Genomic DNA, 19,560 nt, shown 5'->3' on the forward strand with positions numbered 1-19,560 from the left:
TTTTCAAACAGCCGGTTCGGTTTTTGCACCCATCACCGGAAAATTCGATTCGTATGAAAAAGCTACTTTTTTTGCTGATGTTCGCACTCGGAACGGGCGCGGCGCAGGCGCAGGTGAAGTTCGAGACCAAATCGACGGACGCCGTGCGCGAAATGGCGATCAAGCAGGGCAAGCTGGTCTTCATCGACCTCTATGCCAGCTGGTGTCCCCCGTGCCGGATGATGGAGAGGCAGGTCTTTTCGCGCAAGGACGTCGGGGAGTTCATGGACCAGCGGTTCGTGGCGGCCAAATACGACACGGACAAGGCCACGGGCCGCGAACTGATGAAGAAGTACGGCAGCGGCGCCATTCCGCTCTACCTCGTGTTCGACACCCGGGGCGAACTGCTGGGACGCATCCAGGGCGCGGCCGACGCCGAGACCTTCATGGACAACCTCCGCACGATCATCGCCCGGCAGAAGCCGCACAAGCAGCAGCCTTAAAGGCTTCGGAACGAAGGCCCTCCCGACGCTTGTCCGCACAATCACGGCCGCCGGCAGCAACTTCCGCCCCGCACGAAAGAGATCCGGAACACCGGCTACGAATCAAGCCCTACCTCGGGGTATAGACCACCTTCTTGGTTTCGAAGAACTCCTCGCCGAAGAAGCGCGGAATGTCGTAGACATGCCACCGTTTGCCGGTCAGAGCCAGTTCTTCGGCCAGGTCGCCGCCCTTGAGGTAGAGAATGCCGTTGGGCAGCGACCCTTTCTGTCCCTTTTCGAGCCGGTTCCAGATCCAGCCGACAAATTCGGGCATGGCCGTCACGGCGCGCGAAACGACGTAGTCGAATCGCTCCGTCAGGGTCTCGACCCGCACGCAGCGGGGCGTGAGGTTCGTAAGCCCGAGGCCCGCCGCAACCCCTTCGACCACAGTTATCTTCTTGCGGATGGAGTCCGCAGCCGTGAAACGGGCCTCCGGAAAGAGGATCGCCAGCGGCACCGAAGGGAATCCGCCGCCGCACCCCACGTCGAGAATCCGCGCTCCGTCGCCGAACGTGCAGACCTTGGCGATGGCCAGCGAATGCAGCACGTGACGCAGGTAGAGCTGGTCGAAATCCTTGCGCGAAACGACGTTGATCTTCGCGTTCCAGTCGGCATAGAGGTCGTACAACGCCGCGAACTGCTCCTTCTGACGCCCGGTCAAGTCCGGGAAATATTTAATTATCAGCTCCAATTGTGAATTATGAATTGTGAATCGTGAATCGTTCATCGCTCGTCGCCTTGGGCGATGAGCCGGCACATCTGTTCGCGGGCGCGGTGTATCTGGGTTTTCACGGTCCCGAGCGGCAGCGAGAGCTTCGCCGCGATCTCCTCGTAGGAGTACTCCTCGAAAAAGCGCATTAGGATCAGCTGCCGGTAACGGGGCGCGAGGTGTTCGAGATAGTGCTCGATCTGCGACCGCTGCTGGAGGTTGATGACGCTCTCCTCGGGAGTCGGGGCGTTCGACGCCGGGGCGGCGAAACGCTCGTCGATCGGCAGGTCGTCCTGGCGGCGGCGCACGAAGTCGATGAACGTGTTGCGCGCAATGGTGTAGACCCACTGCCCGAAGGTGTAGTCCGCACTGTACCGGTGGAGGTTGATGTAGACTTTGATAAAGGTCTCCTGCAACAGGTCGTCGGCATCGTTCACACCGCCGAGCCGCTGCACGAACAACCGGTGGATGGCGTCGCGGTAGCGGTTGAAAAGGTACTCGAAGGCGTCGTTGTCCCCCTTGAGCACCCGGTCAACCAGCTCACGGTCTTCGGCTACGATATAGTCGGCTATCTCCATACGCGGTTGTCACGGCGGAGCAGCATCGCCCCCAGCGCCGCGGCCCACAGCGGGCCGAGCAGGTCGTAGATGAAGTAACGCCCTGCAATGCCGCCCTCGCCCAGCCGCCGCGCGATGCGGCGCACTTCGAACGCCACGACGACATAACGGATGACGGCGAGCAGCAGCGCGGCGAGCTTGTACTCGGGAGGCATGACCGCAAGGGCGCAGACCACCGTGGCGAAAAAGAGCACGCGCGAACCGATCTCCCAGCGGACGAAGGTCTTCACCGCGCGGGGATAGAAGCGGAAGGCCGAGCCGAAATAACGCAGCTGGCTCGTCCACCAGCCCATGCCGCCCCACATTTTTTCGCGCAGCGAGGCGCGGGGCGAGAGGATCACGCTCACGTTGTCGCGCGTCATGACCCGCTGCATGAACAGGTCGTCCTCGCCGATGTTCATATTGAGGTGGCTGAAGCCGTTGGCCCCGAAATAGAGGCTCTTGGTGAAGCCGTAGTTGTGGAGCGTCCCGCGGTAGGCGCGGCGCTGCACGGCCCGGGCGATCCAGTCGGCCGAGTGCATCATCCGCCAGGCGCGCATCATGTAGTTCGAAAAGCCCTTTCCGCGCTCCACGCCGCAGTAGCCCACGACGATTTCGCCGCGCATGAACCCCTTGGCCATCAGCGACAGCCAGCGGTCGGTCTGCGGCACGGCATCGGTCGAGGTGAAGACCATGCACTCGTAGTGGGCCGACTTGATGCCCACGTTGAGCGCCATCTTGCGCGAAATCGGGAAACGGGGGTCGAGGTGGATCTTGGTGGTCGTGATCTGCGGAAACGACTGTTTCAGCCGCACGAGGTCCTCGTAAAAATCGGTGTCGTGGCCCACGTAGACGATCACCACCTCGAAATCGGGGTAGTTCTGGGCCAGGATCAGCGGCAGACGCTCCTCGACGAACGAATAGTCCTCCGAAAAGAGGGGTACCACCACCGACACGGGCGGCTCGCGGTCCATCGTCTGCGGACGGCGGTTGTTCTTGTAGCCGGGAATGCGGCCGTAGACGAAAATATAGTAGTACAACTGCACGCCGAGCATCAGGAGCGTCGCCCCCGCGAGGGCCGCACCCTCCCAGCCGTAGCATGACAGAATTTGTTCGAAGAGTTGCATATTGACGAAATATGCGCAAAGATAGAAATATTTTGTGTATTTTTGCCGAATATATGAGTATGAAATTCATCCTGCAACATAAAGACCCTTCGTCGCACGCCCGCGCGGGCGAACTGCATACGGATCACGGCGTCATCCGCACCCCGATCTTCATGCCCGTGGGCACGGCCGCGACGGTGAAGGGCATTTTCCACCGCGACGTGCGCGACGAAGCCCGCGCGCAGATCATCCTGGCAAACACCTATCACCTCTACCTGCGCCCCGGCATGGAGATCCTCGAACGCGCCGGCGGCGTGCACCGCTTCTCGACCTGGGAAGGCCCGATGCTCACCGACAGCGGCGGCTTTCAGGTCTTTTCGCTGGCCGCGTGCCGCAAGCTGAAAGAGGAGGGATGCCATTTCCGGTCGCACATCGACGGCTCGAAGCACCTCTTCACGCCCGAAAGCGTCATCGACACCGAGCGCACGATCGGAGCCGACATTATGATGGCCTTCGACGAATGCCCCCCGGGCGACGCCCCGCGCGAATACGCCGCCAAGTCGCTCGGCCTCACGGAGCGGTGGCTCGACCGCTGTTTCAACCAGTATCACCGGACCAGTCCCAAATACGGCCATTACCAGGCGCTGTTCCCCATCGTGCAGGGATGCACCTACCCGGACCTGCGCGCCCGGGCCGCGGAGAACGTGAAGCAGTACGACGCCGACGGTTACGCCATCGGCGGACTGGCCGTGGGCGAACCGACGGAGGTCATGTACGAGATGATCGAAGTGGTCAACGCCATACTGCCGGAGGACCGTCCGCGTTATCTGATGGGCGTAGGCACGCCGGTGAACATCCTCGAAGGCATCGAGCGCGGGGTGGACATGTTCGACTGCGTGATGCCGACGCGCAACGGCCGCAACGGGCAGCTCTTCACGGCCGAGGGCGTCATCAACATCCGCAACAAGAAGTGGGAGGACGACTTCTCGCCCGTCGACCCCGCGGGCACGGCCTTCGTCGACCGGCTCTACTCGAAGGCCTACCTGCACCACCTCTGCGTCTGCGGCGAGATGCTCGCTGCCGAGATCGCCTCGCTGCACAACATCGCCTTCTACCTGCGGCTCGTGGGGGCGGCGCGCGAGCACATCCTCGCCGGGGACTTCAGGGCGTGGAAGGAGGGAATGGTCGAAAAACTGACACGAAGACTGTAAAGGGACTTTTCCGGACAACCTAATGTAAAGAAAATTATGAAACGAACGATCCAAGTCATCCTGTTCGGGCTGTGGGCCCTGGCGGCCAGCGTCTCCTGTTCGGGGAACAGACCGGCGGCGGCACCTTCGGCGGTCGGCGTTTGGGCCGACAGGGACTGCGAACTGCTCCGCACGGAACGCTTCGCGCTGCTGTTCGAGAGCAACGGCGACACGACGACCTCCCTCCTGCAACGCATGGATGCCACGGACACCGTATTGTTGGGCAAAACCGTATTCACGCCCGACTCGGTGCTCATGCAGTATGTCCACAGGCCCGGAGAAGCGCGGCAGTACGCCGACCCGGGGGCCGTACAGCCCGACGGACGGCTGCGCATCGTGGTAGAGGGCCGGGAACGGATGCTCGAAAAGATAGAAAGCTTCGCGGTCTCCGCTCCCTACGAGATGCTGAAAGCCTCGCCGCTGGAGATCGGCTCCTGCATCCAACAGTGGAGTCTGGGCACGAGATGCCGCTGCGAAAACGGGAGCATCAGTTTCGAAGCGGGTACCAACCGGCACAGTTATACGTTCAACATCGAGCCGGGATTCGTCTATTGCCGGGCCGCCCGCCTACGGTTCAACGAACGCGGCGGACTCTTCGCGCAGAACATCCGCATGATGGCCAACGCGCGGGAACACACCGCCTACATGGCCCCCGACAACCGCGCCGAGAGCGCCGAACCGCTGAAAATCGACGACTCGAAATTCAGCCCCGACCAGTGCGTCTTCGATGAGGACGGCATCTACTGGTCATTCATTCGCTTCGAAGGCGATACAGCTGTCATCCACGGCTGCGGAGAGTTGTACCGATTCGCACGACCTGCGATCGACGATCCGGACCAAACCGAATGGATCGCATTCGAAAAATATTGACAACCGAAGAGATGAAAATGCGTTTTCCGGGGTTCAAGATTCTGGACCGTTACATACTGGGCAAGTTCCTGTCGACCTATTTCTTCGCCATCGCCATGATCATCGTGATCGTGGTGGTCTTCGACTACGTGGAGAAGATCGACGACTTCACGGAGCTGCACGCACCCCTGAAATCGGTCATCCTCGACTACTACCTCAACTTCATCCCCTACTTCATCAACCAGTTCAGCGGCCTGTTCACCTTCATCGCCTGCATCTTCTTCACCTCGAAGATGGCCTACCAGACCGAGATCGTGGCCATGCTCTCGGGCGGCATGTCGTTCCGCCGGCTGATGTGGCCCTACTTCCTCGGGGCGCTGATCATCGCCTCGCTGTCGCTGACGCTCAACCTCTGGCTGATCCCCATTTCGCAGCGGCACATCGTCGCCTTCGAGCAGCAATACATCAAACGCAAGCAGAACACCAAATACGACCGACACATCTACCGCCAGATCGAGCCGGGCATCTTCGCCTACATCCGCGGCTACAACGACGGCGCCCGCCAGGCCTCGTTCTTCGTGCTGGAACGCTACGAAAGCGGCACGATGACCCACTCGCTCGAAGCCTCGGACGCCAAGTTCAACCCCGAGACCAAACGCTGGACCGCCCCGCGCTACACCAAACGGGAGTTCGACTCCGCGGGCACGGAGACCTTCGAGCAGTTCCGCAACCTCGACACGCTGATCAACCTCGAAGCCACCGAGCTGGGCGAGATCAACGACCTGATCCAGACCATGAACATCTCGGAGCTGAACGCCTTCCTGGACCAGCAGCGGGCCAAAGGCTCCGACTCGATCAACCTCATCGAGGTCGAGAAGCACGCGCGCTACGCCTATCCGCTTTCGACGTTCATCCTGACGCTGATCGGTGTGTCGTTGTCCTCGCGCAAGGTCCGCGGCGGCACCGGCCTGCACATCGGCATCGGCACGGGACTCTGCTTCTCATACATCCTTTTCAACCGCTTCTTCGAGGAGTTCGCCAAAAGCGGAACCCTCCCGCCCGGGCTGGCCGTGTGGCTGCCCAATATCATTTACCTCGGCATCGCCGTCTACCTTTACCGGAAGGCCCCGAAATAACCTGCGATCTATGGAGAAACCCCAGAATTACCTGTCCCGGCTCCGGCGGCATCCGCTGCTGTGGAACCTCGCGCTGATCGCGGCGATCATCCTCGCGATGGCCGTCGCCGCGCACATCCTCATGCAACTGGGCACACGCCACGGCGCGCGGCGCACCGTGCCCGACCTCTCGGGCGTTCAGCTCGACCAAGCTCAACGCATCGCCCGCAAGCACGACCTGCAACTGCACATCAACGACTCGCTGTTCGTCCCCGCCTACGAAGGGGGCATCGTCCTCGACCAGCTGCCCGAAGGGGGCGTCGAGGTGAAACCCGGACGCACGGTCTACATCACGATCAACTCCTCCCGTCAGAAGATGGTCCCCGTGCCCTACGTGGCCGGGCGTTCGCTGCGGCAGGCCAAGAACATGCTCGAAATCGCCGGACTGGAGATCGCCGAGCTGGTCTACCGCGCCGACATGGCCACGAACTACGTGCTGGAGGAGTACTGCGAAGGCAAACCCGTGACCCCCACGACCCGCATGGAGGCCGAAATGGGTTCCGGCGTGACGCTCTACGTGGGCGTCGAAGAGGGCTACGGCACGACGATCGTGCCGCGGCTGGTGGGGCTGCCGCTGGCGCAGGCCAAGGGCCGCCTCTGGGAACTGGGCCTCAACGTCGGGCGCGTGGACTTCGACGAAGGGGTCAACCTGCTCAACCTGAAGGACACGCGCGTCTACATCCAGACGCCGGGCGCCGAGCGCAGCGCAGCGCTGGGGTCGAAGGTCGACCTGCGGCTGACGCTCGACGAGAAGAAACTCGCCCGGTACCGGGCCGAGGCCGAGAAGCAGGCGGCCGTCGCCGCCGAGGAACGCCGGGCCGAGGAGCAGCAGCGGGCCGATTCGCTCGCCCGGACGGTCCTGGAGGAGGCTTCGGCGGAACCCGCCGAGGAGCGGCCCGCAAACAATAACGAGGGATTTTTCGACTGATGACCGACAGACACCCCACCGACGATCCGGAGCTGGACGCCGTTCCGGCAGATGCGGAGGACGAAGAAGAAGCGGGCCTCTACGAACACTTTGCGGTGACGGCCGACAAGGGCCAGACCCCCATGCGACTGGACAAGTTCCTGACCGTGAGGATGGAGCACTGCTCGCGCAACCGCATTCAGGCGGCGGCCGACAGCGGGAACATCCTCGTCAACGGCAAGGCGGCCAAGTCGAGCTACAAGGTCAAGCCGCTCGACCGCATCCAGATCGTGATGCCCTACCCGCGGCGCGAGGTGGAGCTCGTCGCCGAGGACATTCCGCTCGACATCCCCTACGAGGACCAATGGCTGCTGCTCGTGGACAAACCGGCCGGACTGGTCGTGCACCCGGGGGTGGGCAATTACAGCGGCACGCTGGTCAATGCGCTGATGCACCACCTCAACAAGCAGGGAATCCCGGCCGAAGAACAGAACCGCGCGGGACTGGTGCACCGCATCGACAAGAACACCTCGGGGCTGCTGGTGATCGCCAAGGACGAGCAGACCCACGCGCGGCTGGCCAAACAGTTCTTCGACCACACGATCCAGCGCCGCTACGTGGCTCTGGTGTGGGGCAATTTCGACGAGGACGAAGGGACCATCACGGGCAACATCGGCCGCAGTCCCAAGGATCGGCAGAAGATGTTCGTCTTCGCCGACGGGTCCGACGGCAAGCACGCCGTGACGCACTGGAAGGTGCTGAAACGCTATGGTTACGTAACCCTCGTGGAGTGCCGTCTCGAAACGGGGCGCACCCACCAGATCCGCGTCCACATGGCGTGGATCGGGCACCCGCTGTTCAACGACGAACGCTACGGCGGCGACCGCATCCTCAAGGGCACGACCTTCGCCAAATACCGGCAGTTCATCGAAAACTGCTTCGCGGTGATGCCGCGCCACGCGCTGCACGCCCGCCTGCTGGGCTTCGAACACCCCGCAACGCACGAAAACGTGCTGTTCGAAAGCCCGCTTCCGGCCGATTTCCAGTCCCTGCTGACAAAATGGAATATTTACACTTCAGCGGCAAAAGAAACCAAAGAAAATTAATCGCCGCATTCCGGTCGCGATGCGACAAGCCCCTCCCGAGGGAGGGGTTTGGGGTGGGGTCAGACTTGCAAACGCGGCAGAGCCGCGAACAACACCGGTTGCAAGAAATGCAACCGAAACAAAACAAATAACGCACGATCTTGTTTTTACCTACGACCATCAAGGAGGTCCGCGAACGCGGATGGGATCAGTTGGACGTGATCCTCTTCTCGGGCGACGCCTACATCGACCACCCAGCTTTCGGGGCGGCCGTCGTGGGACGCCTGCTCGAAGCCGAGGGCTACCGCGTGGCGATCGTTCCCCAGCCCAACTGGCGCGACGACCTGCGCGACTTCCGCAAACTGGGCGCTCCGCGCCTGTTTTTCGGCATTTCGGGCGGCTCGATGGACTCGATGGTCAACCATTACACCGCCAACCTCCGCCTGCGCCACGACGACGCCTACACGCCCGGCGGCAAGGCGGGATTCCGCCCCGATCGTGCCGTGACGGTCTATTCGCAGATCCTCAAGCGCCTCTACCCCCACGTTCCGGTGGTCATCGGGGGCATCGAAGCCTCGCTGCGCCGCCTGACCCACTACGACTACTGGAGCGACGCGCTGAAACCCTCCATCCTGGCCGAATCGGGCGCCGACCTGCTGATCTACGGCATGGGCGAACGGGTCGTGCAGCAGGTGGCCCGGGCGATGCGCAACGGCTATAACGCCAAACTGCTGCGCAAAATCCGGCAGGTGGCGTTCCTCTCCGACGAAAGCTACGTCGCGCGGCTCGACCCCGCCGCGACGATCCGCCTCCGCAGCTACGAGGAGTGTCTGACCGACAAGACCGCCTTCGGCGAGAACTTCACCGTTATCGAGACCCAGAGCAACCTGATGGAACCCACGGCGACACTCGTGGAGGCCGTCGGCGACCGGTGCGTGGTCGTGACGCCCGCCAACACGACGCTCACGACCGAAGAACTCGACCACTCGTTCGACCTCCCCTACGAGCGCGCCCCGCATCCGCGCTATGCGGGCAAGGGCGACATTCCGGCCTGGGAGATGATCCGCCATTCGGTCAACATCCACCGCGGCTGCTTCGGCGGCTGCTCGTTCTGCACCATTTCGGCGCATCAGGGCAAGTTCATCAATTCGCGCAGCGAGCGGTCGATCCTCGCCGAAGTGGAGCATGTGGTGAAATCGCCCGGTTTCAAGGGCTATCTCTCGGATGTCGGCGCACCCTCGGCCAACATGTACCGCATGGGCGGCCGCGACAGGGAGCTGTGCCGCAAGTGCCGCCGAGCGTCGTGCCTCCACCCGAAGATGTGCCCCAATCTCGACAACGACCACCGGCCGCTGCTGGCCCTGTATGAAAAAATCCGGGCCGTCAAGGGCGTCAAGAAGGCCTTTATCGGCAGCGGCATCCGCTACGACCTGTTCGACCGCTCGCCCTATCTGGAGACTGTGCTGAAGCACCATACCTCGGGACGGCTTAAAGTGGCGCCCGAACACACCGAGGATAACGTGCTGCGCCTGATGCGCAAACCGCCGTTCGCGCTCTTCGAGCGGCTGACCGCCGACTTCCATCGCATTTGCAGTCAGGAACATCTGCCCTATCAGCTGATCCCTTACTTCATCTCCTCGCACCCGGGATGCACCGAGCGGGACATGCAGTCGCTGGCCGGAAAGGTGTTGGGAAAACTGCATTTCAATCTGGAGCAGGTGCAGGACCTCACGCCCACGCCGATGACCCTCTCGTCGGTGATGTTCTACACGGGAGAAAACCCCTACACGCACGAGAAAGTCTATGTCGCCCGCTCGCAGGACGAGAAGCGGCGGCAAAAGGCGTATTTCTTCGGCGAAAAGCCGGCCATGGGGCAACCGGGCGCAGGCCATCCCGCACGCGGGAAAGAGACCCGCGGAAAGAGCGGTCCGGGATTCCGGCCGGGACGGAAATTCACGAAAAAAGGCTGACGGTTTCGTCAGCCTTTTTTCGTGACCGGACCGGGAGCCGTGCAGAGCCGGACCGGGAAAGGGCCGCCCTACCACCGCCCCTGAAAGCGCGTCCTTAAAGCGCCGGCTTTAGCAGGCCGAAGAGCAGGCAAGCGATCACGAACGTCACGACGATATTGAATGTCTGCGCCACGAGGAACGACCGCAGGACGTTGCGGTTCTCCTTCGAGACGATGTCCTTGAGACGCGTGTCGAGACCGATGCAGACGAAGGCCAGCGAGAAGAAGACCGTCGAGAACATCTTCGCCACGCCCGGTTCGAGCAGTTTGCCCTTGGCGCCCAACGTAAAGAGACCGTTCGACTGGCAGAGGCTGAAGACGAGCGACGCGGCGACGAACCCGAGGATGAACTTGGGGAACTTCTCCCACACGATGCCCAGCGAGGGAGCCTGCCCGCCCTTCTCGCCGCGGGTCGAGAGGTAAAGCGCAATGAAGAACGCCACCACGCCGATCAGCACGTTCTGCGCCGCCTTGATGATCACGGCGTGCTGGTTGGCGACCTCGCCGACGATCATGCTCGACGCGGCGACGCCCGACGTGGTGTCGATCGTGCCGCCGATCCACGCCCCGGCGACCTCCTCGGCCACTTCGGGAGCGAACAGGTGCGGCAGGATCAGGTTCGCCAGCCACGGCATGAGGTAGATCATCGGCACGACGACGATCAGCACCAGCGAAACGATATACGAAAGTTTCCGGTCGTCGCCGCCGACCACGCGCGCCGCGGTGATCGAAGCCGAGACGCCGCAGATCGAGAGTCCGCTCGCAAGAATCATCGCCGAACGCTCGTCGACCTTCATGCGGCGCGAGAAGCGGAAGGCGAAGAACCACACGACGGCCACCACGAGGCAGGCCTGCACGAGTCCGAAGACCCCCGATTTCATCACGTCGCTGAAAAGGATCGTGGCGCCGAGGCACACCACACCGATCTTGATGAAGAACTCGCCCTGAATGGCGGGCTTCATCCACGCGGGGACGCGCCACACGTTGCGGATCACCAGGCCGAACAGCACCGAGAAAAAGACCGACTCGAAGCCATAGTAGGAGACGGCCGGGATTTTGGCCACGACCTGCGCCAGCAGCGAAACGGCGAAGACCACGACCAGCGACGGCAGCAACCCCTTGAGGGGACGCCGCAGCAGCAGGCAGCCGACGTAGAGCACCACCAGCACGATGGCGAACAGCAGGCCGATGTTATACCACGCCACTTCGCCCACGAGGGTCGCGGGCACGCTCGGCAGGTCGGCGGGGATGAGCGCCGCAAGCAGCAGCAGCGGGATCGAGACCCAGACCACCACCCAGTCCTCGACGCGGAGTTTTTCGAAAAAGTTTTTCATGGCAATTCAATTAAAAAATTCCGGAGAGCATCAGCGACACCACATTGCGGTTGGCGGCGGCGCGGGACGCATAATCTTCGTAGGTGTAGTTGAGCTGGCAGCGCAGGTATTTCACGGGCTGCCACACGACGCCCGCCGTGTAGTTGGTCTGCCGCGAGGCGCTCTCCGAGGAGTTTTCGAGGAACGTATCGTAGCGCACCACGGACATCAGCGACGGCGTCACGCGCCACCCGCCGACGGCGTACCAGCCGTCGCTGTCGAGTTCGCCGCCCGCAGGAAGCCCCGTCGTGCCGCAGATCCACTCGGCGCGCACGACCAACGGTCCCTCGTCGTAGCAGGCGCCCGCACCGTAGCGGACGCGCTTGAGGTAGTCGGAGCCATACTCGCCCCAATAGTAGGAACCGGCGATCTGCAATCCCCGGACGGGACGCAGCGTCAGCCGCGCCACAAGGTCCTTCGATTTGTTCTTGTCCTTGACGTTCAGCCCTTCGCCGTTGAACACGCCGAAGTTGTAGCCCAGAACACTGTACCCTTTGCGATTGAAGAACCCGCCGTAGAGCATGGCGCCCATGTCGCGGCCCGTGGCCGAGAGTCCGCACACGTCGTTGAAGCCCATCAGCCGGCGCAGCGACAGCGGGTATTCGATGAACTCGTACTTGAGGGGCACGTAGTCGGTATTCTCGATCGAAAAGGGCAGTTTGTACTCTCCCAGCTGGAAATTCAGCTGTTCGAAAGGCCGGTAGCGGATGTAGGCGTCGACGATTTTCGGGCCGCAGAACTCGATCTGCACCCGGTAGTCGAGTTTTTCGGCGATGTCGCCCGCAAGGTTCAGGCGCACGCGCTTGATGAAGAAGGTCGAGGAGGTTTCCGACCACTCGTAGCCGGTCTGCACGTAGCCCGAGATCCGGGGCAGGCGGGCTGCAATCTTATCCCAGGTCGAAGTCCTGGCTTTGAGCGCTTCGAGCTGGGCCGAAAGTTCGGCGACGGTGGGTTCGCCCGCTGCGGACGCGGGAGCCGGTTCCCCCGCGAATGCCCCGAACGGGAGCAGCGACAACAACAGTATAATAATCGGTTTCATTGGCAGTGATTCTTTCCGGATGCAAAATTCGGAATTTCATCGCTGCGGATCAATACGCGTAAATACCTAAAAAGCCGGACGAATCCGGCCTTTTTCCGTCAACACGCCCTGCGACGGCGTTACCGCGGCATGGGGAACGAAAGCGTACGTGCGTCGAGGAATGCGTCGGGGAAAGGACTCCAGTTCCAGGCCTGACCGTTCGAGAGGTTGAAATGCTGACCCAGACGCAGCGTATTGTTGTCGATGACGGTGATGCGCGAGGGGAGGTTCTCCTTCTGGATCACCACCACCGAAGTCATCGACACCGTGGGTTTGGTCCTGACCGGGGCCATCGTCTTGTAGTCGGGTTTCCACGGCGACATGTGCGCCAGCGAATCGGGAAGCGTGAAGCCCGAAGTACGGGTCGAGTCGCGCCTGAAATCGAATTTCGGCTCCTGGGCCGAGGCGGCGAGCGCTACGGCGAGCGCTGCGGCCGCAAGCAACATCTTTCTCATAATCTTCTTCCCTTGTATCTTTAGAATTTAACGTTAAAACACCTCTTTTAGTATGCGCACCGACTGCACGGCGCTGATGGCGTCGAGGTGGTAGCCGAAATAGGCCAGCATGGCGTTGAGGAACTCCGACCGCCGGTCGCGGTTCAGCCCCACGTCGCCCAGACGCCGCACGTCGCAGGAGAGCATCCGGTCGAGCAACGAGGCGCACTCCTGCGTCATCACTCCCGGGTGCGCAGGCCGCACGACGCTGTACAGTCCCTCGCGGATGTCGAACCACGCCCCCGGCGTATAGTCGTTGCCGGGACGGAAACCCAGCAGACGGCTCAGGTTGGCCAGGAACCAGAGGTGGAAATTCGGCACCCCTTCGTCCATGGCGTCCAGCGCCTCGGCCGAACCCCACACGAAATCGAAAAGCGGCCGGTTCGGCTCGCTCTCCCGGACGAGGCGGTACAAAACCTCGGCCATAAACAACGCCATGGTCGATTTCCGGACATCGAACGGAAGGCTTTGCAGCACGAACCCCGCGCGCACCTCCTTGAAGCGGTCCATCTGCTGCCGCGGGGATTCCAGCCCCTCGAACTCGACGGGGAACATCGGCTGGAACAGCGCCAGCTTCGAACCCCGGCCGCTGCGGCTGCGGACCCCCTGCACCATGTAGCTGCGGCGGCCTCCGACATCGGTCAGCAGGTAGGCGACCATCGACGTGTCGCCGTATTTGAGCGTATGCAGCACGATGCCGCGGCCCTTGTAGGTTTTCAAATCACAGAATTAATCTCTTTTCCTGAACGCTTTCCGGATCGGACCGCTGTTCCCGCGGCGGAACGCCGCGTTTACAAGTCTGACCCACCCCTAAATCCCCGCCTCGGCGGGGACTTATCGCATGCGACCGGGATTACTTCTTCTTTTTAACACGTATCATCATCCAGCCCTCGCGGGTTTCGGCCGCGACGGTCTCCATGCCCTGTTCCGCAGCGGCTTGGGTGACGGCCGCAGTGTCCGCTTCGAGGAATCCGCTCATCACCAGGTCGCCGCCCGGGACCAGCGCCGCGGCATAGGCCGGCATGTCGGCCACGAGAACGTTGCGGTTGATATTGGCCAGAATGAAGTCGTAGCGCCGCCCGGCAATCCGCCCTACGTCGCCCAGCATCGGTTCGACCCGGTCCGCGACACCGTTCGCGGCGACATTTTCACGGCAGTTTTCGTCCGCCCAGTCGTCGATGTCCACAGCGTCGACGTGCGCCGCGCCGCATTTGGCGGCGACGATCGCCAGCACGCCCGTGCCGCTGCCCATGTCGAGTCCCGTGCGGCCCGCAACTCCGAGGCCGAGCACCGCGCGCGACATGAGCCACGTGGTGGCGTGATGACCCGTGCCGAACGACATCCGGGGCAGCACGACCGCTTCCATCTCCCCCGCAGGAGCCGGATCGTGGAACGGGGCGCGGATGCGCAGGCGGCCTTCGACGTCGACCGGCGGGAAATCGCTCTCCCAGGAGGCGTTCCAGTTTTGGGTCGGGATGACGGCATAACGCCCTTCGACCCCGCGGCGCGCCAGCAGGGCGTCGACATCGGTCTTGCAGCCGGAGAGCCGCACGGCCGGAATATAGGCTTTCAGCAGGCCGTCTTCGGTTTCGAAACTCTCGAACGGAAAATCGGCCAGTTCGGCGGTCAGGATTTCAGCCTGTTCGTCGTCGGAGACCGCGATATGGAGAACCGTATAATCCATATTATGTAAAATTTTCGTACCTTCGTTCGGACAAAGTTACAATAATCCCGGATTCAGCGGACCAAAAGATGGCAGAAAATACAAAAAAGTGGGACGAAACCGGCCGCCGTTACCGTAGCTATATAAAACTGGAGAAGCGGCTCTCGGAAAACACCGTCGAATCGTACATGCGCGACTACATGCAGTTCGCGCACTTCATCCTGCGCCAGTGGGACGTCGCGCCCCACAAGGTCGAACCGCAGATGGTCGAACGCTACATGGCGTGGCTCTACGAGCGGGGACGCGAGAAGACCTCGCAGGCCCGGGCGTTGAGCGGCATCAAGAGTTTCTTCAACTTCCTGATGATCTCGGACAAGATCGAATCGTCGCCCGCGGAGTTCGTCCTGACGCCCAAATTCGGCCGCCAGCTGCCCGACGTGCTGACCACCGCCGAGATCGACCGCATCATCGCCGCCGTGGACACCTCGACCGTGAAGGGGCTGCGCGACTGCGCCATGCTCGAAGTGCTCTATTCGTGCGGACTGCGGGTCTCGGAACTCACGTCGCTGCGCATGCAGGACCTCTTTTTCGGCGAAGGGTACATCCGCGTGATCGGCAAAGGCGACAAACAGCGGATCGTGCCGGTCAGTTCAACGGCCCGCGACCGCATCCAGCGCTACCTCGAAGAGCGGCGGAGCGTCCGGACCGGTGAGGAGATCGTCTTCCTGAACAACCGCGGGGGACAGCTTACGCGGGTGATGGTCTTCACGGTCCTCAAGCAGGCCGCCCGTCGGGCCGGGATCGAAAAGCGCATCAGCCCCCACACCTTCCGCCACTCGTTCGCGACGCACCTGCTGGAAGGCGGCGCCTCGATCCGTCAGGTGCAGGAGATGCTGGGGCACGAAAGCATCCTCACGACCGAAATCTACACCCACCTCGATCGCGAGCACCTGCGGCGCACGGTCGAGGAGCATTTACCGATATAACCCCGGAAGTCGAAAAATCGGACCGCCGGCCGCCGCTCCCACGGCCTCCGGCCCTGTTCGCCCATCCGAACCCGCCCCGTTTCTCCTTCAGGGAGGAGGACGGCGTACGTTCGGCCCGGATACGGCAGCCTCACAACTTCCGGATCTGCGACTGCGGCGTGAGCCGCAGCGAGTCGTAGTCGAGTCCCGAGATGACGACCAGCGCCCCGCCGGGCGTCACGATTCGCGGCAGCAGTTCGGAAAGCGGCAATGCGGCGGCGCGCATGCCGTCGAACGCGGCGCGGTAGTCGGCCGGGAAATCCGGGACCAGCAGCCCCGCATAGAACTCCGTGGCGGCGAGGCGGTCCGGATCGGGACAACTCTCCGCAGAGAGCACGCGGCCGTCCGCCCCGAGTGTCAGGAGCGGATGCCGGACGAGGCCCTGCGGCGTCCACAGCAGGTTAGAGGCTATCCTTCGGGATGGCCGCGGCGCGGAGGAAGTCATCGGCGAAAATCCGGATGTCGAGTTGCTGTTCGTAGAGTTTTTCGACGGCCGTGCGGGTCGGGGGAATGTACTCCACCTTGAGGTCGGTGACCGTCACCGAAGGCCGCTCGGGCCTGGCGTTGAAGGTCAGGAAGTCGATGCGCAGGCGGCGGTGCGTCGTGTCGGTCGTAAACCGGCGCGAGAAGCTCTCCTCGCGGTTGCGCCGCAGGGTCGCGGTGTAGACGTTGGTGCGCGAGCTGTCGCGCCGTTCGAGCCACACGGAGCCTTTCAGCCCCCGCTGGTTGCGGTCCAGCGAATCGACGAGGTATTTGAGCGAAAGGCTGTATTCGCCCGGCTCGACGTCGAGCGTAAAGCTCAGACGGGCCGTGTCGCGCAGCGACCCGACGCGGATGAGCGAATCGGCGAGCACCGTGCGCGTGAAGGTGCGGCGGGCGACGTTGTCGATCGTGTCGAGCACGGCGACCTCCTGGTTATAGATCTTACCCTCCCGTTCGAGCATCTCGATGGCCCGCTCGACCACGTCGCCCAGACGGGCGCTCTTGCGCTTCGAGAAGTTGCCGATGGTGTAGTGCACGTCGTCGGTCGTGTAGCCGTAGCGGGCGAAGATCGGCTCGTAGATGCGCAGCGAGTCGGTCTTCACGCCCTCGCTGCCGATGTAGGCGTTGGTGAGGAACGCATCGTGGAAAATCTGCGCCAGCGTGTCGTCGGGGATGATCTTGTGGCGGGCGCAGGCGGACAGCAGCAGCACGAAGGCCGCGGATGCCGCCATGCGGAGGAATCGTTTCATAATCGGTCGGTTTTAATCATACTGCGGACGGTGATGTTCGAAAGGAGGGCGGCCACGGCGGCGAACGACGCGGCGACGACCGCCAGATCAGTCGGTCGGAATTCGACGGGATAGCTCTTCGTGAGGAAGGTCTCGGCCGGGATCTCGATCAGCCCGAAATATTGCTGCGAGAGAGTCGTGGCAACGCCCAGCGTCATGCCGGCGACAGCGCCCAGACCGCATATCAGAAACCCTTCGGTGCGGAACACGGCGCGGACGAGGCCCGTGTCGGCCCCCAGGGCGCGGAGCGTGGAGATGTCGTCCCGTTTTTCGACGATCAGCATGGCCAATGCCCCCACCACCGAGAACGAAGCGATGATGAGCACCAGCAGGGCGATGAAGAAGATGCCCCACTTCTCGTAGGTCATAATGCGGTAGAACGAAGCGCGCAGTTCGTCGCGCGTGCGGACGCGGAATCCGTCGCCCGCAGCCTCCGCAACGGCCTTGCGGACCGCCGCGGCATCGGCCCCGGGAGCGAGGCGCACGACGAGCGCCGAGGCGCGGCCCGGATAGCCGAACAGCTCCTGCGCCAGCCGCAGCGAGGCGAGCACGTAGGTGCGTTCGGTTTCGAGGTCGAGGGTATAGACGCCGCCCACGGGTTCCGTGCGGCGCGTGTAGTTTTCGAGCGGCAGCAGCGAGGAGAACGATCCCCGCCGCACGGCGTAGAGCGTGACGTCGGCATCGGCCAGCGAGCGGATGCCCAGCATCCACGCCATCGACTGTCCGACGACCAGCCGTTCCAGATCGCCCAGCCGCACGCGCCACTCCCCGGCGGAAACGGCATCGCCAAGCTGAAAGACAGCCCCGTAGGCGTCGTCGACGCCCCGGATCGTGGCGGTGGCCTGACGCCCTCCGTGTTCGAGCAGGGCGCTCTGCTCCAGGGTGAACGACAGCGCGCCGACCCCCGGGATGCGTGCGAGGGCCGCGGTGTCGAGATCCCGCTGCGCAAAGGTCTGCCCCTGCCGCGGGGAGACGGTAAGATCGGCGTCGAAAGCCGAATACATCGACTTGACGAGCGATTCGAAGCCGTTGAAGACCGACAGCAGGATGATCATGGCCGCAACGGGCATCGCCACGGCCGCGACGCTCAATCCCGAGATCAGGTTGACCACCGACCGGGACTGGGACGAAAAGAGGTAGCGACGGGCGAAGAGCTGCGGCAGCATGGCGGGCGACGGATTAGAGCGTAAATCCCGAAGCCCCCGCCTCGGCAGAGGTTCGGGGGCGGATCGGACTTGCAAATGCCGCCGCAGGCAGCGGGAACAACCGGCAGAAGCGCATAACTGTCAATCTTCTTTCAACGCCTGCTCTATATGCTCGATGTATTCGAGCGAATCGTCGAGCAGGAACTGAATTTCGGGGACGTTCTTCAGCTGGTTGCGGAGCCGCTGGCCCAGGGCGCGGCGGATGAACCAGTTTTGGTGTTCGAGCCGCTTCATCACCTCGCCGCTCTGCTCAAAGGGGAAGATGCTGACGTAGATTTTGGCGTAGCTGAAATCGGGGGATATGCGTACGGCGGTGACCGTTACGAGCGAGCCGCGCACGATCGGGGCGCCCTCCTTCTGGAAGATTTCGGCAACGTCCTTCTGGATCTGCTTGGCGATTTTCTGCTGACGGGTAGTTTCCATAATTTGTGTTTTTTACAGCCCGAATTTGAAGACCTCGCGGTTCTTCTCCTTCTTGGGTCTTGGTTTCCAGGCCTCGAAGCCCTGTTTGTTGAAGCGGTAGTTCAACCCCACGGAGATCATAAGGTTGTCGAGCGGCGAACGCAGCGGAGTGGCCCAGAAGGGATTTTCCGCGCCGTCGCTGTTGTTGTCGTAGTATTTGTTGCGGTTGCGGACGATGTCCGAATAACCGAACGAGTAGCGCACCCGGAAATTCAGCTCGAAACGGCGGATCAGGAAAGCGATGCCGCCGCCGCCCGCCAGTCCGTAGCCCCAGCGGTTGTCGCGCGCGAGCTTGAAGGGATAGTCGCCTTTCCAGCCGGCGGAGCCGTTGGCCCGGGCCTGCTCGTTCTCGTAGGTGGACGAGATGTTGTAGGAGAAGGTCGCGGCCGCTTCGAGGTAGATGCGGACGTGGTTGCGCAGCATGTAGAAGTGCGGCTGCCAGACGATCGGCAGCACGACGGAATTGACATGCCGCGTATAGTAGAGATAATCCTTCTTCTCCTCGACCTGCGAAGCGTTGGTCGCAAACGAAAAGCCCTGCTGCTGGAACTCCAGATCAATGCCGAAGCCCCCCACGAAGCGTTGCTTGCCGTAGTAGCGCCACGAAAGGCCCCCGCTGTAAAGTCCCCAGATCGCCCGCATCTCCTGCTGGGGCTGGAAGCGGCCGTTGCCCATGCCGTAGCCCACCGTGAAGCCGAGCGTATGCTGCGCCGAAGCCCCCTGCCATGCGGCGAGGGCCGCAAGGGCGAAGAGCGCCGTCCGGATATGTCGTTGCATCGTCAT

General features: G+C 62.6%; 21 protein-coding genes. 8 read left to right on the forward strand and 13 right to left on the reverse strand.

Going from position 1 to position 19,560, the window contains the following annotated elements:
* Nucleotides 1-53: 53 nt before the first annotated feature.
* Nucleotides 54-482, forward strand: a complete 429-nt coding sequence (locus DWW03_RS03905) for a thioredoxin family protein (RefSeq protein ID WP_118406351.1) — start codon at nucleotides 54-56, stop codon at nucleotides 480-482.
* 109 nt (nucleotides 483-591) lie between these two features.
* Here the strand turns inward: DWW03_RS03905 and rsmG are convergent, their stop codons facing one another.
* The 3 genes from rsmG to DWW03_RS03920 are packed head-to-tail and all read right to left on the reverse strand — an operon-like array spanning nucleotide 592 to nucleotide 2,953.
* On the reverse strand, nucleotides 592-1,212 hold the full coding sequence (gene rsmG / locus DWW03_RS03910; RefSeq protein WP_118406352.1) for a 16S rRNA (guanine(527)-N(7))-methyltransferase RsmG: 621 nt from the start codon (nucleotides 1,210-1,212) through the stop codon (nucleotides 592-594).
* Nucleotides 1,213-1,244: 32 nt separating this feature from the next.
* Nucleotides 1,245-1,808 carry an RNA polymerase sigma factor gene (locus tag DWW03_RS03915; protein ID WP_015546826.1) on the reverse strand — a complete coding sequence of 188 codons (564 nt, stop codon included), beginning with the start codon at nucleotides 1,806-1,808 and terminating at the stop codon, nucleotides 1,245-1,247.
* Entirely contained in the window at nucleotides 1,799-2,953 is a 1,155-nt protein-coding gene (locus DWW03_RS03920) for a glycosyltransferase (RefSeq protein WP_022061444.1), read from the reverse strand. The genes DWW03_RS03915 and DWW03_RS03920 overlap by 10 nt, the downstream gene beginning before the upstream one ends.
* 59 nt (nucleotides 2,954-3,012) lie before the next feature.
* Here DWW03_RS03920 and tgt point away from each other — a divergent pair, with 59 nt between their 5' ends.
* The 6 genes from tgt (at nucleotide 3,013) to DWW03_RS03950 (ending at nucleotide 10,168) form a co-directional block, all read left to right on the forward strand.
* On the forward strand, nucleotides 3,013-4,143 hold the full coding sequence (gene tgt, locus DWW03_RS03925) for a tRNA guanosine(34) transglycosylase Tgt (RefSeq protein ID WP_118406353.1): 1,131 nt from the start codon (nucleotides 3,013-3,015) through the stop codon (nucleotides 4,141-4,143).
* Between the two features lie 36 nt (nucleotides 4,144-4,179).
* The gene (locus tag DWW03_RS03930; protein WP_015546829.1) at nucleotides 4,180-5,052 is read left to right on the forward strand and encodes a hypothetical protein; all 873 of its coding nucleotides are present in this window, start codon (nucleotides 4,180-4,182) and stop codon (nucleotides 5,050-5,052) included.
* Nucleotides 5,053-5,063: 11 nt separating this feature from the next.
* Nucleotides 5,064-6,167, forward strand: coding sequence for an LptF/LptG family permease (locus DWW03_RS03935; RefSeq protein WP_015546830.1), 1,104 nt, complete (start codon nucleotides 5,064-5,066; stop codon nucleotides 6,165-6,167).
* 10 nt (nucleotides 6,168-6,177) lie between these two features.
* Nucleotides 6,178-7,134 (forward strand): PASTA domain-containing protein, encoded by a 957-nt coding sequence (locus DWW03_RS03940; protein ID WP_022061446.1) that lies wholly within the window; start codon nucleotides 6,178-6,180, stop codon nucleotides 7,132-7,134.
* The gene (locus DWW03_RS03945) at nucleotides 7,134-8,219 is read left to right on the forward strand and encodes an RluA family pseudouridine synthase (protein ID WP_015546832.1); all 1,086 of its coding nucleotides are present in this window, start codon (nucleotides 7,134-7,136) and stop codon (nucleotides 8,217-8,219) included. The genes DWW03_RS03940 and DWW03_RS03945 overlap by 1 nt, the downstream gene beginning before the upstream one ends.
* Before the next feature lie 140 nt (nucleotides 8,220-8,359).
* Nucleotides 8,360-10,168 carry a YgiQ family radical SAM protein gene (locus tag DWW03_RS03950; RefSeq protein WP_118406354.1) on the forward strand — a complete coding sequence of 603 codons (1,809 nt, stop codon included), beginning with the start codon at nucleotides 8,360-8,362 and terminating at the stop codon, nucleotides 10,166-10,168.
* Nucleotides 10,169-10,262: 94 nt separating this feature from the next.
* Here DWW03_RS03950 and DWW03_RS03955 read toward each other — a convergent pair whose 3' ends face one another.
* The 5 genes from DWW03_RS03955 to prmA form a co-directional block, all read right to left on the reverse strand.
* Nucleotides 10,263-11,540: a YeiH family protein gene (locus DWW03_RS03955; protein WP_015546833.1), complete on the reverse strand. Its 1,278-nt coding sequence runs from the start codon at nucleotides 11,538-11,540 to the stop codon at nucleotides 10,263-10,265.
* Between the two features lie 10 nt (nucleotides 11,541-11,550).
* Complete coding sequence (locus DWW03_RS03960) at nucleotides 11,551-12,618, reverse strand: porin (protein ID WP_022061078.1); 1,068 nt, start codon at nucleotides 12,616-12,618, stop codon at nucleotides 11,551-11,553.
* 119 nt (nucleotides 12,619-12,737) lie between these two features.
* Nucleotides 12,738-13,112: a hypothetical protein gene (locus DWW03_RS03965; protein ID WP_022061079.1), complete on the reverse strand. Its 375-nt coding sequence runs from the start codon at nucleotides 13,110-13,112 to the stop codon at nucleotides 12,738-12,740.
* Nucleotides 13,113-13,145: 33 nt separating this feature from the next.
* Entirely contained in the window at nucleotides 13,146-13,871 is a 726-nt protein-coding gene (gene recO / locus DWW03_RS03970) for a DNA repair protein RecO (RefSeq protein WP_022061080.1), read from the reverse strand.
* Nucleotides 13,872-14,004: 133 nt separating this feature from the next.
* Nucleotides 14,005-14,835: a 50S ribosomal protein L11 methyltransferase gene (gene prmA, locus DWW03_RS03975; protein WP_022061081.1), complete on the reverse strand. Its 831-nt coding sequence runs from the start codon at nucleotides 14,833-14,835 to the stop codon at nucleotides 14,005-14,007.
* A gap of 68 nt (nucleotides 14,836-14,903) precedes the next feature.
* On the opposite strand from prmA, the gene xerD reads away from it, so the two are divergent.
* Nucleotides 14,904-15,800 carry a site-specific tyrosine recombinase XerD gene (gene xerD / locus DWW03_RS03980; RefSeq protein ID WP_022061082.1) on the forward strand — a complete coding sequence of 299 codons (897 nt, stop codon included), beginning with the start codon at nucleotides 14,904-14,906 and terminating at the stop codon, nucleotides 15,798-15,800.
* 130 nt (nucleotides 15,801-15,930) lie between these two features.
* Here the strand turns inward: xerD and DWW03_RS03985 are convergent, their stop codons facing one another.
* The 5 genes from DWW03_RS03985 to DWW03_RS04005 form a co-directional block, all read right to left on the reverse strand.
* The gene (locus DWW03_RS03985) at nucleotides 15,931-16,284 is read right to left on the reverse strand and encodes a hypothetical protein (RefSeq protein ID WP_022061083.1); all 354 of its coding nucleotides are present in this window, start codon (nucleotides 16,282-16,284) and stop codon (nucleotides 15,931-15,933) included.
* Entirely contained in the window at nucleotides 16,241-17,071 is an 831-nt protein-coding gene (locus DWW03_RS03990) for a DUF4296 domain-containing protein (RefSeq protein WP_022061084.1), read from the reverse strand. Before DWW03_RS03990 ends, DWW03_RS03985 begins: the two co-directional genes overlap by 44 nt.
* Nucleotides 17,068-18,276 (reverse strand): ABC transporter permease, encoded by a 1,209-nt coding sequence (locus tag DWW03_RS03995; RefSeq protein ID WP_022061085.1) that lies wholly within the window; start codon nucleotides 18,274-18,276, stop codon nucleotides 17,068-17,070. Before DWW03_RS03995 ends, DWW03_RS03990 begins: the two co-directional genes overlap by 4 nt.
* Before the next feature lie 120 nt (nucleotides 18,277-18,396).
* Nucleotides 18,397-18,738 carry a 30S ribosome-binding factor RbfA gene (rbfA, locus tag DWW03_RS04000; RefSeq protein ID WP_015546836.1) on the reverse strand — a complete coding sequence of 114 codons (342 nt, stop codon included), beginning with the start codon at nucleotides 18,736-18,738 and terminating at the stop codon, nucleotides 18,397-18,399.
* Between the two features lie 12 nt (nucleotides 18,739-18,750).
* Nucleotides 18,751-19,560 carry an outer membrane beta-barrel protein gene (locus tag DWW03_RS04005; RefSeq protein WP_022061086.1) on the reverse strand — a complete coding sequence of 270 codons (810 nt, stop codon included), beginning with the start codon at nucleotides 19,558-19,560 and terminating at the stop codon, nucleotides 18,751-18,753.

The sequence above is a fragment of the Alistipes sp. AF14-19 genome, from assembly GCF_003461645.1.
GTDB classification, from domain to species: domain Bacteria; phylum Bacteroidota; class Bacteroidia; order Bacteroidales; family Rikenellaceae; genus Alistipes; species Alistipes shahii.